At 61.6% G+C, this 13,515-nt stretch carries 9 protein-coding genes; 4 read left to right on the forward strand and 5 right to left on the reverse strand.

The genetic code is table 11. From position 1 onward, the window contains the following. Window positions 1–1,308 (forward strand): acyl-CoA thioester hydrolase/BAAT C-terminal domain-containing protein, encoded by a 1,308-nt coding sequence (locus tag CEY08_RS25165; protein ID WP_076814090.1) that lies wholly within the window; start codon window positions 1–3, stop codon window positions 1,306–1,308. Window positions 1,309–1,326: 18 nt separating this feature from the next. Continuing rightward, entirely contained in the window at window positions 1,327–2,496 is a 1,170-nt protein-coding gene (locus CEY08_RS25170) for a CMD domain protein (RefSeq protein ID WP_076814091.1), read from the forward strand. Window positions 2,497–2,584: 88 nt separating this feature from the next. On the opposite strand, the gene CEY08_RS25175 is transcribed toward CEY08_RS25170, so the two are convergent. Together CEY08_RS25175 and CEY08_RS25180 are read right to left on the reverse strand one after the other, a co-directional pair. Beyond that, complete coding sequence (locus tag CEY08_RS25175; protein WP_076814092.1) at window positions 2,585–3,214, reverse strand: LysE family translocator; 630 nt, start codon at window positions 3,212–3,214, stop codon at window positions 2,585–2,587. A 34-nt stretch (window positions 3,215–3,248) separates the two neighbouring features. After that, on the reverse strand, window positions 3,249–3,653 hold the full coding sequence (locus tag CEY08_RS25180; protein ID WP_042793952.1) for a VOC family protein: 405 nt from the start codon (window positions 3,651–3,653) through the stop codon (window positions 3,249–3,251). A gap of 240 nt (window positions 3,654–3,893) precedes the next feature. Between CEY08_RS25180 and CEY08_RS25185 the strand changes: the two genes are divergently transcribed. Further along, window positions 3,894–4,754 (forward strand): class I SAM-dependent methyltransferase, encoded by an 861-nt coding sequence (locus tag CEY08_RS25185; protein WP_076814093.1) that lies wholly within the window; start codon window positions 3,894–3,896, stop codon window positions 4,752–4,754. Window positions 4,755–4,978: 224 nt separating this feature from the next. Then, on the forward strand, window positions 4,979–5,284 hold the full coding sequence (locus tag CEY08_RS30225; RefSeq protein ID WP_232033845.1) for a hypothetical protein: 306 nt from the start codon (window positions 4,979–4,981) through the stop codon (window positions 5,282–5,284). Between the two features lie 1,383 nt (window positions 5,285–6,667). Here CEY08_RS30225 and CEY08_RS30035 read toward each other — a convergent pair. The 3 genes from CEY08_RS30035 to CEY08_RS25205 all read right to left on the reverse strand — a co-directional run bounded on the left by CEY08_RS30035 (window position 6,668) and on the right by CEY08_RS25205 (window position 13,491). After that, a complete protein-coding gene (locus CEY08_RS30035; protein WP_157123403.1) occupies window positions 6,668–7,276 on the reverse strand; it encodes a hypothetical protein in 609 nt (202 codons plus the stop codon). A gap of 507 nt (window positions 7,277–7,783) precedes the next feature. Continuing rightward, window positions 7,784–8,221, reverse strand: a complete 438-nt coding sequence (locus CEY08_RS29890) for a hypothetical protein (RefSeq protein ID WP_126389598.1) — start codon at window positions 8,219–8,221, stop codon at window positions 7,784–7,786. After that, window positions 8,218–13,491, reverse strand: coding sequence for a hemagglutinin repeat-containing protein (locus CEY08_RS25205; RefSeq protein ID WP_088607820.1), 5,274 nt, complete (start codon window positions 13,489–13,491; stop codon window positions 8,218–8,220). Before CEY08_RS25205 ends, CEY08_RS29890 begins: the two co-directional genes overlap by 4 nt. Window positions 13,492–13,515 lie beyond the last annotated feature (24 nt).

Below are 13,515 nucleotides of genomic sequence, written 5' to 3' on the forward strand. Positions count from 1 at the left end.
ATGATGCCCACTCTTGCCATCACTCCGGCCGACGACCTGATCGACGTGCCGCGCCAGATCCGGGTCGAACACGTCGAACCCGGCCAGACGGTGGAGATCACCGCCCTGACCCGCCGCAACGGCGTGCTCTGGCAAAGCCAGGCCGCTTTCGTGGCGGGCCCGGACGGCACGGTCGACCTGAGCCGCGACGCCCCGGTGTCCGGCGACTACGCGGGCCTGTCGCCCATGGGGCTGATCTGGTCGCAGTCTCCCGTGGACTCGCCCAGCCGCGAACACTTCAACCACCCGGTGACCGAGGCTCTCGTCACCGACGTGGTGGCGCGCGCCGCCGGTTCCCAGGCCCAGGCCAGCTTCACCCAGCGTCTGGCGGCCGAAGGCGTGACCCGCCAGGACGTGCGCGAAGAAGGTCTGGTAGGCACGCTGTACCTGCCGCCCGGCCCCGGTCCGCATCCCGCCGTCATGATCCTGAACGGTTCCGGCGGCGGCATCAACGAACCGCGCGCGGCGCTCTATGCGTCCCGCGGTTACGCCGCCTTCGCGTTGGCCTACTTCAAGGCGCCCGGTCTGTCGGACTACATCTCCAACACCCCGCTGGAGTACTTCCAGACCGGCCTGCGCTGGCTGCGCAAGAAAGTAAGCCCCAAGCACGACTTCGTGGCCATCAGCGGCCAGTCGCGCGGCGGCGAACTGGTGCTGCTGTTGGGCGCGACCTTTCCCGACGAAGTGTCCGCCGTGGTCGCCTACGTGCCCGGCGCCGTGGTCCACAGCGGCCAGAACGCCTGCGACCCCAAGATCGGCCGCGAAGGCCCCACGTGGCTCCTGGGCGGCAAGCCCATCCCCCACGTCTGGGAAAACAATCGCACGGCCACCTGGGCGCCATTTGATGAAGGCCCCTCGCCGCACCGCCACGAAAAAGCCATCCTCACTGCCTTGCAAGACCCCGACGCCGTGGCCCGCGCCCGCATCAAGGTCGAAGACATCAAGGGCCCCGTCATGCTGCTGTCCGGCACCGACGACGGATCCTGGCCGTCCAGCATCTATTCCAAGATGGTGCAGGACAAGCTGGCCGAGGTGAACCACCCCTATCCGGTCGAGTGGCTGGACTACGAGAACGGCGGGCACTCCATCCTGTTCCCCTACGTGCCCACCACCCAGCTCGTCTACGCCCATCCTGTGTCCGGCAAGATCAGCACCAGCGGCGGCAACCCCAAGGACAACGCCCGCGCCGACCAGGAATCCTGGGAAGGCGTGAAGCGGTTCCTGGACGCAGCCATCGACGCCGCCAACCCCGCCCGCGCCGCCAAGTAAAGCATCAAGGAGATCCGCATGGCTGAACCCATCGTCTACAACGTCACGGACGACCTCGTCGACCGCCTGATCGGCCTGGCCCCGGGCGCCAAGACCTACGAAGTGCGCCACTTCCGTGAGAAGGTCGCCGCTGCCACCCAAGGCAGCTACGACGCCCTGTTCGACCCTCAGCTTCCCGGCCTGTCGCTGGCCGAGCGCCTGCTGGTCGCGCTGTACGCCACCCGCATTACCCCGTCTCCGCTCCTGGCCGCGCACTACCGCGCCCGCCTGACGGACGCCGGCGCCACGCCGGCCGACATCGCCGTCGCCGAATCCGGCAAACCGTCGGACGCCGCCACCCCGCGCCTGGCCGCCATCCTGGAGTTCACGCGCAAGCTGATCGAGAAGCCCGTCGAAGGCGACGAAGCCGCGCTGAAGACCCTGCCCGCCGCCGGCGTCTCCACGCCCGCCGTGGTCACGCTGTCCCAGCTCATCGCCTTCCTGTCCTATCAGGTGCGCCTGGTCGCCGGCCTGCAGGCCATGAAGGACCTGGAAGGACAGCCCGACCGCGCCGCTGGCACCCCGCCCGCGCCCTTCCCCGCCAACACCGCCGCCACCGCGCCCGGCGCGCTGATCAAGGCTCACGGCTTCACCAACGAAAGCCTGGAATGGAAGGCCTGGCTCGACGTCGTCAACGTCGACACCGCCACGCCCGAGCAGGTCGCCGTCCTGGAAGAAAGCCACCCCAAGGCCAAGGTCTCGGACTACTACCTGTTCCTGGTGCATCAGCCCGAAATCCTGCGCCAGCGCTCCACGGCATTCAACGCCATCATGTACGCGCCGGGCGGCTTGTCCCGTGCCGAGCGGGAACTGGGCTCGACCTACGTGTCGCGTGTGAACGGCTGCGTCTACTGCGCATCCGTGCATGCCCAACGCTTCGAGCAGCTGGCCAAGCGCAACGACGTCATCGCGCAGGTGTTCGAGGATCCCGCCACCGCTGGCACCACGGCGCGTGAGCTCGCTATCGGCAAGTTCTCCATCCAGATCACCGAAGCGCCTGCCGCGGTAAATGCCGACAGCATCCAGGCACTGAAGGATGCGGGTCTGAATGAAGGCGAGATCCTGGACCTGCTGCATTCGGATGCGATCTTCGCCTGGGCGAATCGCCTGATGCTGAACCTGGGCGAGCCGGTTTTCCCGGCTGCCTGATCCTGCAAACGTCCGGCCGCTTGCGTGCCGGACGCTTTGTCTGGAGCTTGTCGTCGCCGGCACTGGCCGGCGATGACAAGCCGTCCTATCAACGCTGCCAGGTCAGCAGTTTGACGCCCGCAACGCCAAACACCACGGCCACCGTCCCTTCGATCCAGCGCCGCAGCCTGGCGTATAGCGCAATCATCGGCGCAGTCGAAAAAGCGACGGCATAGCCGCCGAACACCATCACGCCGAGCAACGCGCAACCGCCAATGATCGCGGGCAAGGTGCCGTCCGACGCATTAGCTCCAAGCCCCAGCGACATGATCGCCATCCAGGCCAGCACCGCCTTGGGGTTGCCGATGTGCATCAGCACGCCCTGACGGTAGAGCGCCCGGTAGCGCGGCGTCGCGCGCCCCGTTTCCACCTTCGCAAAAGCCGCGCCCGGCCTCAGCGCCGACCTGCCAGTGCGGAACGCCAGATAGAGCAGATAGACTCCCCCAACCACCTTGATGATGAATAGCGCCTGGGCGGAAGCCGCCAGCACGGCGGAAATGCCAGTCGCCGCTAGCGTCGCCCAGAACAACGAGCCCGTAATGACGCCCGCCGCCAGCGCAAGCGCCGGCACACGGCCGTGACGCATCGCCGTAGCCATGATCGCCATATTGCTGGGGCCGGGACTGGCCGTGGCAATCAGATAAGTGCCGTACACAAGAGCAAGCTGACTCACGAGCATTTGCGTTTCTCCAGGAATCTCGGGCCTCTCTGCCTTACAGCGGGAGGTCTCCGCGATGAACGATATGCACCTTGTTCCCGTCAGGATCGCGCAGATACGCGCCGAAGTAGCCGTCGCCATAGTGTGGACGCATCCCCGGCGCCCCTTCGTCCGTCCCGCCCTGCGCAAGCCCGCCCGCATGGGCCGTGCTCACCGCTACCTGCGTAGGCGCCAGAAAAGCGACCATGCTGCCGTTGCCCGCCGACGCCGGCTCGCCGTCGTAGGGCATGTAGACATAAAAGCGCGGCAGCAGCGCATGCTCCGTCACCCAGCAAAGCGCCGCGGGGCCACCATCCGGCGTGACTGCGCGGCGCTTCAATCCGAGCGGAAGCAGCACCGCGTCATAAAAACGGCCCGCGCGTTCAAGATCGCGCGTCCCGACAGTGATGTGGCTGAACATTTGATGACTCTCCCTGCGCCCGCCCTGACGGCGAGACGCTTTCAGAAACGCATGACCTGCTCCAATCGCATCGGGCATGTTACTCGCATGCCCAAGGGCGTGGGCCATCCAGATATCGCAGGACCGCCGCGTCCAGGCGATGCCGGGCGCCTCGGTCCGGCCTTGCCTGGGTTTTCGTTAAACTGACGCTTTCCGCCTTCTCCTGCGCCCCGCTCCCCGCGGGGCGCATTGCCTTACCCCATGTCCGAAAAAACCCACGACATCCGCCCCGGCCAGTCGATCGAACTGCTCAAGGCCCTGCACATCCTGACCCGCGACGGCAAGATGAACCAGGACAGCCGCCGCAAGCTCAAACAGGTCTACCACCTGTTCCAGTTCATCGAACCGCTGCTCGAAGACGTCCAACAACAACGCGGTGCCGTCACCCTCGCCGACCACGGCGCGGGCAAGTCGTACCTGGGCTGCATTCTGTACGACCTGTTCTTCAAGGAACAGCCCGAGGCACTGAAGAACGGCTCCCACATCTACGGGATCGAAGCCCGCGAAGAACTGGTGAAGTCGTCGGAAGAACTGGCCAAGCGCCTGGGCTTCACCGGAATGTCGTTCCTCAACCTATCGGTAGCCGACTCCATCACCTCGGACAAGCTGCCCGCCACGATCGACGTGGTCACGGCGCTGCACGCCTGCAACACCGCCACCGACGACGCCATCCATTTCGCGTTGGAAAAGAAAGCCAAGTACATCGTCGTCGTCCCCTGCTGCCAGGCGGAAGTGGCGTCGGTGCTGCGCAAGAACAAGGCGAAGGCGCTGGCTGATCCGCTGGCCGAGATCTGGCGCCATCCCCTGCACACGCGGGAATTCGGCAGCCAGATCACCAATGTGCTGCGCTGCTTGCAGCTGGAAGCGCATGGGTATCAGGTCAGCGTGACTGAGCTGGTGGGATGGGAGCATTCGATGAAGAATGAACTCATTATTGCGCAATACAAGGATTTGCCGCGCAGGAAGCCGGCCGAGCGGCTGACGGAGATGCTGGATAGAATTGGGTTGCAGGAGTTGAAGGACCGGTTTTTTTTGCCGAACTCAGCAGGGGTGGCGGCGTAAGCGCCTGTCATGCTTCATGCCGCAGCGTCAGCATCCGTGCGTGCGGCAGTCTTCTGCCAGATGCACCGTATGACACGGTAAACGCCATGCAAGCAGCCTTCCCCACATGCCCTCTCCCCCGCGCAAGGCCGCCCCAGAGCAGACGGCGCTGCTAACAGCGGCCTTCCCCGCGCGGCTGCGGGCCGAAGTGGCACATATCGCCGAGGAGATCCCGCCCCTGGGTCATGCGCGGCCGCGGATTGTCCGTCATCGTGCAGGACGAGTCATTGACGCTGCCCTATCGCGTTCAGCATCGGGGCAGCGACTTCCGGTCTTCCAAGCTGGCCGAACCCCAGGCCCTGATCTACACGTGCATACAGTCACGCCATCATGACGGCCACGTGCGCCAGCGCCAAATTGAGCGGCTGGCAGGGGCATCCGAGCCTTGGGTTGTGCCGTTCGTGGTGCAGCTCTGCAACGAATACGTCGTTGAAATCCTGCAGGACATCGAAGCGCGCTTGCCCTTCTGGATCTGGCGCAGCAGCGCATGACCCGCTACTGGGACTGCTACTACCGGCGGCGCTGGCTCAGGAGCGAACCCTATGTGGGGTTTCGCTTGTTCAAGCAGTTTCGAGAGTGGCAGGTCTCAGGCTAAGGCCTCGCGAGCCGAAAGACTTTCGCTCCACGGGTCAATTGCCAGAGCTGCGGCGCAACCGATCGGACGAGTTCTTGTTCAAGCGCTTCGCCTCGTCTTCCGCGTAGTCTTCCTCGCCCTCTTCGTACTTACCTTCATACATGCAACTGCTGCGGTTCCATCCGCACTCGCCGCCTAATGAGCAACCGGAGCTCAAGGCGGCGAGAAACAAGAGGATGCTGCAACGGCCTAATCTTTGAATCGACATATCGCTCCCTGGTGATCGATGTAAGTGTAAGGGATGGAGATGACGACTGAGCTGGCGTGACCTGGGTCTGAATTTGAAATGGCCGCATCGCTGGGCGCGGATTTAGGCTCAAGTGTGCTCAATCTGGCACGCGTCATGCTTGATTGCGATGTCCGTCGGGCTCGATACTGGCACCGCAATCCCACAAAGATCGCCCAGATTGACAGTTGGAAAAGACGGACGACAGGGTCGCTGCAATGGCGACTGCCCTCTCTTTATTATGTCAATGCTGGAGCGGCGGATAGACGATTACCCTTAGACTCATGACCGGTGGGCTACGCCGGATGATCCGGAGTTCTGCGCGGTACGGTTTGCGGACTTTCGGAACATGGAACGGGCGTGCACTGCGATTTGGACTATTGCTCGAATTGTGGGGAACGGCGCGAATGAGCCTGAGGCTAGTGGCGGGCAACCACTAGATACTTGGATTATGTCCAATTTGCGGGGGAAGGTCAGAGGCAGCCACTCTCCAGTTTTAAACTGTCCAATTTGCGGGCTAAGGTCACTACCATCTTGGTCTGCTCTGCGACTGACCAAGGTTTAGAGCCAGCGGGGCCCGGAGGGTTTCGAAGAGAACCGTGCCAGTCCTCTCCAAACTTGGCCTCTACTGCGGTCCTCTTCCCGCCAGATATAGCCACTTCGTCAGCAACGCCATTCAGTAAAAAAGGTGCCAGACTACATTTTCTAGCCAGCTAAATGTAGTCTGACACCTTTTGCGGAATCCATGGAATGATAAGGATGAATTCGCGGGAAACGCTTAGAAGCTGGCACCTTATTTTCTAGATTCTGACAGCACCTTTGCCCCATTTCCCAACGCAGCCAAAAACTCATCCAAATCAAATCGCCACCCACCTTCCGGCAAGGGAGAAATTTGAATTTCCAACGATTTTCCTGGTTCTCGAGAAATTTCGGCAACCTGAGAATTTCCCAACCAAATTTCATATACTACACATTCCCTATCAGGAGGGCTCGCTATTAATTTCGTAAAAGTCGTCATAATTTACGGGGCTCCAAAAAGCGTATAAAACGCCCGGTCGCATCGAAGCGGACGCCTCTTCCATCGGATGCAACGATGTCAGTAACCCGACCAAATCTGCCAGTGTTATTAACAATCACAGCCTTAGCTGGATCATTTGGAATTTCCTCGACCATCCTCTGACCGATTTCATTGATTTCGGAGAGGTTTCCTTTTGCGGGAGGAAACGCACTTCCTTCTCGCCCTCCGTGCTTTTGCAAAGCTCGACCAGCCATCGAGAGCTGTCCAGACTTGTCGGCGGGATCCAGCACTTTACCCGCGTTGACCCACTCATCATGATTTCTCCCACCTATCAATTGCCCATTGGTTTTTGATCCTTTCGTTGCACTGACTATACCTGCAGCGGCCGTCAAAAATAGTGTCAGACTACATTTTTTCCCCCATGGGAAATGTAATCTGACATCTTTTTTGCAGACGCTAGCAAAAGCAAGATTTCTGCGCTTGGCGCTGCAATGAGAAATTTTTCTCCTCTGTGCTTCGGCGTGCTCAAAACGCGTTCGCCTTATGCCCGGAGTACGCCTAATCTCTTGACGGGCAAGACGGTATCTTTTTCGACATGTTTTCATGAGAATTAAGCAAGCGAGTTAGAACATCCGGCCCAAACTTTCCTGGCAAATATTTTATTGCATGAACATCTTAAATGGGCACCAGACTGACGCCTTTCTATAAATAATCAATTTGACCAATCATGTCATCAAACCGTGGCGCCGTATATCCACAAGACGAATGAATCTCTGACAATTTCTCTTTCATCTTTGATAAGCACGATTATCTCAAAAATTGTATTTATTAAAATCGATGTCAACCGCTTGTCAAAGCCAGCCTATGCCCTTCTTAATCGGCAATGACGAGTGTCGAATAAGGACCTTGTTCACGCCTTTACTCCTCAGCATTCATAGCCGGAAGAACATAATCAACAAATTCGTCAAACCTTTCCTCATCGTACTCATTGAAGAAAACAAAATGGCCACACTCGGAGGCAGACTCCGATAATTTTCTCATCTCTCCCATCTCTAATCCATCAGTGGATACTCATCCTAGAGGACTGAGACTTATCAACAATCTTTAACTAATCACAACTTACATAGGAAATCAACGACCGATCTTTTATTAACTTTCCACTGAGAAATAGAAAACCCATCCTCATCGATCTCCTGCCTTTCTGAAATATATGAATTTATGTCATCAATCACAAATGGGGATGGGAGTCTTTCCATGAAAAAAACGCCATTTTGTATATATGCGTCCTCCCCCTCAATGTAAACAACCCAATAAAAAGCAAAATTACAAAATTTGGGGTCGCGCATCGACGTCAACAAAACTGCATGCCCACACGTTTGCAATCCTTGGATCAGCGATTTTTTCCAACTTTTCACATAATCCAGTTTCGACCAAAAATCTACCGGAGCAAAAAAACTCTCCCTATACCCATTAATTTCTATCTCACCGCGCAATACCGGCTCATCAAATTCTTCGATGACCTCATCACTCAAACTGATTCTAAAGCTCATTCTTTCACCCAATTAAGGTTGCTATCGTACGTTCCCACTCTCTTCCCCTGACGATTAAATACTTTCCAACCGTCCGACACATTGTGCGCATCCACATCAGGCGTGATGTAATTCTTACCATTCCAGAAGACGACCTGACCGTGCGAGTTGAATGGCGCTTTTTGAGGCGGAATTCGCTGCGCATACCCCAATTCCTTAGCCCTGCGTTGAAGTTCTTTATTCGAACTTAAGATCGGATCAACAATAATAGGGCCATCATTTGGCGTGCTGATCAGTTCTCCGCCCCCGACTTCCGCCCCTTCTTGACCCGGCGCACCAATCTCAGGCACATCCCCCGACTTACCAGGCAATTGCGTGTCCGGCGCCATACCCACACCACCACCCGGAGGCACACCTACCGGTGGCACCGGATCTCCAGGTTTCCCGGGAATACTCTGGGGTTCACCGCCGGTCGCGATGTACTGAACGACCGCTAGCAACAGCGCTTGGTCCTCCGACAAACCGGGCGTCTTAGCCATCAGGTCCGCTGTCACCGCAGTGATCGCTGCGAACGCAATTGGCCCGATCACCTTCTCTTCGCAGGCAGGCGAACGGAAGCATGCGCCTACCGCCGCCATGCCACCGCGCTTGAGCAAGGTTCCGACCGCGTTGTTCTCGGTCTCAGACCTGCCGCTATTGACCACGGCGCTCGCGTCAGCGCCCAGGCCGACCGCCACGCCAGCCAACAACGAGGACACCAGATTGCTACGCGCCTCCTTGTCTTCGGGCGACAAGGCCGAGCCGGACTTGCCGCTGGTGGCGTCCAACAAGACGTTGACCACCGAGGCAGCTCCGGCGCCTAGCGCCGAAGCCCCGCACCCATCACCACGCGCCGATCCTGCCGCGCAGCCCACCAGTGTGTGCAACGCAGCACGCGCGGCTTGCGCGTCTGCACCGTCACCCAGCGCATCCGAGTACAGCTTGATCTGTTTCGCGGTCAAACCCTGGAGATAGTTGACCGCGCCGGCTTTCGCGACGGCAGATACAGCCCCAGTAACGTTGCCAGTCGCGCCGCCCAGGATCGCAGTGGCGATCGAACGGTATTGACCACCAGGTTCCCACTTTGCCGCATCACCCAGATCATCAGTCAGCTGGGCAATACGCGCGGGGTCTCCGCCACCTGGCTTCTTCAACTCAGTGGCCAGCTCATCAGAAAGCGCCTTCGCTTCCTTCGCCCGATTTTCTAAGAACTGCCCCGCCTGCCGTTGCGCCTCCGACGCGATCTCAAACCCCGCCTCGATCTTCTCCTTATCAAAGATCGGCTTCAGCGCATTCAAGTTGTCCGAGGTATCCCGGTTCAACGCCACGATCGTTTCCGCCGCCGTCATCCCCGTCCGATCCTGCTGCGCCGCCTCGTCGCGGATTACGACCGTGCCGGCGCTGATGGCGCTTTGTGTGGTCGAACTGCTGCTGCCCTTGGCGCCCACGACGATGGGCGTGCCCATGCCAAAGCCGCCGCTGCCAGTGGCGACGGAGGAGCCATGCTCCTTGCTGGCGCCGCCCGCCACCTGGCCGCCCTTGGTCGTGCCCAGGCCTGCGTCTGCGCCCTTGCCGCCTCCGAAGCCGAAGCCTCCGCCGATGGACACCTGGCCGCCGCTGTATTTGGCGCGGTTCTTGATGTCCTCGGTGATCAGCGTGCCGGTGTCGAGCGTGTTCAGCCCTTGCGCCACGGCCCGGTCGCTGCTGGCGATGACGCTGCCGACGAGCTTGGTCTCGTTCTTGACGTCGATCTGGAAGCCGCCGTCGCCGGCCCGCAAACCCGTCTGTTCCATGACGGACTTGAAGTCGCTGTGCATCTTGCCGGCGCTGGCGTTGGCCGAGAAGCTGCTGGCGCCCTGGCAGTACGGCGGGATGCATAGACTCAGCCCGAAGCCTGCGCTCTGGTTCTTGGAGTCGTACTTGCTGCGGTCCTGCAGGCTCTCCAGCAGCAGGTTGCCGCCGACGGATGCGATGATGCGTTCCGCCTCGCCCGTCACACCTTTGAGGGTGGTGTCCCCGCCGGATTGGATGGCCAGCACCTTGCCCGCGGTGATGAGGCTGTTGGTCCAGCTTTCGTCCTTGCCGTTGGCCTTGCCCCGGCCCAGCGACGCGCCCAGCTCCAGCGTGAAGCCATTCTGCTTGCCGCCCGTGGAGTAGCCGATGCCGATGCTGGCGCTGCTGCTCTTGCTGTCGGTCTGCTGCTCGAAGGCATTGCGCGCGGCCTGCAGGATGACATCGCCTTCGGCCTTGAGCGCCACCTTGTCGCCTGCCGACAAGGTGGAACCGGTGACGGTGATGTCGGAGTCCTTGCCCGCGCCTTGGGCGACGAGGGTCAGGTCCTTGCCCGCGGTGATCGTCGAACCATAGGCGCTGGACGAACTGCGATCCGTGGTGCTGGAACTCTTGCTGGTACCCAGGCTGAGCTTGATGCTCACGCCGCCCACTTGATCGATCTTGTTGCTCGACCCGGCCTTGGCGAGTTCGGCGGCCTCGGCCGCCTTGGCGGAGGCGCGCACGGCGTCGTAGGCGTTGACGGCAGCGACGCCGGCGGTTGCCCCGGCCAGGCCCTTCATGACGGTGTTATCCGTCTTGCCCGCGGCTTCTGCCATGCGTATGCCGGTCTGCACGGCACTCACGATAGGGTTGCTGGCGGTAAGCGTCAGCCCCGTCTGCTTGATCTCATGGAACTCCTTCTCTTGCGCGGTATCGAGCGCCGCGCCGATGGTCACCTCCTGGCCGATCAGCGTGATGTCGCCCTGGCGCGCGAGGACATTGCTACCGGTAATGTCCAGCGCTTTGCCGGCCTTGATGAGCGCATCGCCTTCGACGCTGCCGACGGTGCTGGCGGTGTTGAAGACTTTCTCGCCATCGATCCAGTCGGTTTGCTTGCGGGTGCCATAACTGAAGCCGCCCATTGCGCCGAAGCCGGACTTCTTGACCATCTTGTAGTCGTAGCGGTCCTCGGTGTTCTGGCCGGGCAGGAGGTTCACGTCGCGTTCGGCGGACAGGACCAGGTCCTTCTGCGCGCCGACATTCGACCCCGCCACGTTCAGGTTGCGCCCGGCCATCAGCACGGCCGTATCGCCCGTGAAGGTCGAGGCCTTGGCCTGTTCCCAGTCGCTGGAGGTGATGGTGTGCGTGGTCTTGGACGAGAGGAAGCGCTTGGTCTTGTAGCGGACCTCGTCGTAGGCCGAGCCGGTTTCTGCACCCGCGGCCAGGTGGAGGTCACGCCCGGCGCCCACCGCCAGCTGCTTGCCGGCGGTGACTTCGGCCGCGCGCGCATTGACGTCCTGGCCCGCGACCAGCGTAAGGTTTCCGCCCGCCGCGACGGTCGAGCCGACTTCGGAACTGGTGCTCAGGTCGTGGCGGTTGTTCTTGTTCAGAACCAGCGTTTCGCCATGGTTCTCCGTAAGCGTTTCCAGCGCGATGGCGCGGCCGGCCTGCAGACGCGCGTCGTCCTTGATGGCGACTTGCGCCGCGGTCAGCGTGATGTCACGTCCGGCTTGTAGGAGGAGACTGCCGGCATCCACGCGGGCCACGCCGCTGACATGCGTGCCCCATGTGCTGCCGAAGTTCTCGGCAGCCGAGGAGGACGTCAGCGCGATGTCGTTCCCCGCCTTCAGGGCGATGTTGTCGCCCTTGATCAGCGATACCAGGTTGGTCAGGTCCTCGCGTGCGGCCAGGTCGACCGTAGCACCCTGGATCAGGCCGCCGCGCTGGTTAACGATGTTGCCAGCGGTCATGACGGTGGCTGCGCGCGCGCCGATGGTGCCGATGGTGCCGCTATTGGCGATGTCGCCTTCGGCCGCCAGCTTGACGTTGCGGCCGGCCATGAGGGTGCCGTTGCCCTTGAGGTCGCCTTCGCGCACCAACAGGTAGACCTGCGGCACCAGCACGGACTCGGTCGTGCCGTCAGGCAGCGTGACGGTCTGTTCGACCAGCCAGACCAGATCGGTGGTGAGCTGGCGCTGTTGCGCCTCGGTCAGCGCGACGCCGAGCTGGATGCCGTTGCCGCGGGCGAACTGGGCGCCAGCGGCAAGCAGGGCCTTGTACTGGCTGTCGTTGTCGCTGTACGTGTCGAGGAAGCGCTGGCCGGTGGTGGCCAGGATCTGGTCGGACACGAGCTTCTGCTCGTAGAAGCCGTCGCCCAGGCGCTTGGGCTGGCCCGAAGGCGTCAGGAACATGGCGCCTGCGGGCACCTGCGTGTCCCAATCGCCCCACTGCGCACCCGGTTGCGCGCCAGGCTTGACCAGCAGGTTGAGCAGGTAGTCGCTGGAGACGACCGGACGCTGCCCCACGAAATGCGGATCGGTCGCGACGAGGTACGGGGCGTCCGCCCGGCCGTTGACCGCGAATAATTGGTTATCCGGGACGGCGGCCGGGCTGGAGACACTGCGCACCACGGTGGCGCCGGGCAGGCTGACGCTGTCCACTCGCAACGGCTCGGGTGAGGCGCCGCCACTGGCCGCACCGGGCGCGGCGCCGTCGAGCGGGACGGCCACGTCCCCGCCGACCGAGCCGACCGGCAGCTCGATAGGCTGGCCCGCCAGGGTATTGCGATAGGCGCTGGTGTATTCCTGGCGGTCGCGCGAACGCGCCTGGGTGACCGTGGCGGTCCCGACCCGCGTGATGATGCGTTCGCCGCCCGCACCGATATTGTGGATGGCCGGGCCGGCCACCGTGAGCGTGCCGCCCGCGGCGATCTGGCTCTTGTCGTTGGTGACGGCGCCGGTGAGCGTCATGGCCCCGCCCGACAGTATCTTGCCGGGGTCGGAGGACAGGGTGCGGGTCTCGCTGACGGTCTCCTGGACCTGGTAATAGGTGAACGTGCCGACCAGGCGGTTGTTGAAGTCGGCGTTGAACTCCCGGATGCGCGCGTCCAACGCCATATGCGGCGCCTTGTACGCGGCATAGGCTTCTTCGTAGACCTTGCGGCGCGCGGCTTCGGCATCGCAGGTGGCGTGGTTGTAGCAAGCCCGCTCAGGCGCCGTCCAGACGGGCATGGGGCCAGACGGCGGCGTCACCCCGAAAACGGACCAGATGCGCTCCTGGGCGCCGTACCGGAATTTTTCCGGTACGTCCGAGCAGATCGCGCCCGCATCGCCGCCGGTGCCATCACATACCGTGGTGACAGGCGTGTAGGTTGGCGTGATCGGCGACGTCTTACCGCCCTTGCCCTTCAAGCTGGGCGCGTAGTCGAACGGCGGCCCATAGCGCGACTCGGGGTACTTCGCGGACGGCAGCAGGAACATGCGCTCCGGGTCGTCATTCAGCCA

The sequence above is a fragment of the Achromobacter insolitus genome, from assembly GCF_002209555.1.
Taxonomy (GTDB): Bacteria; Pseudomonadota; Gammaproteobacteria; order Burkholderiales; family Burkholderiaceae_B; genus Achromobacter; species Achromobacter insolitus.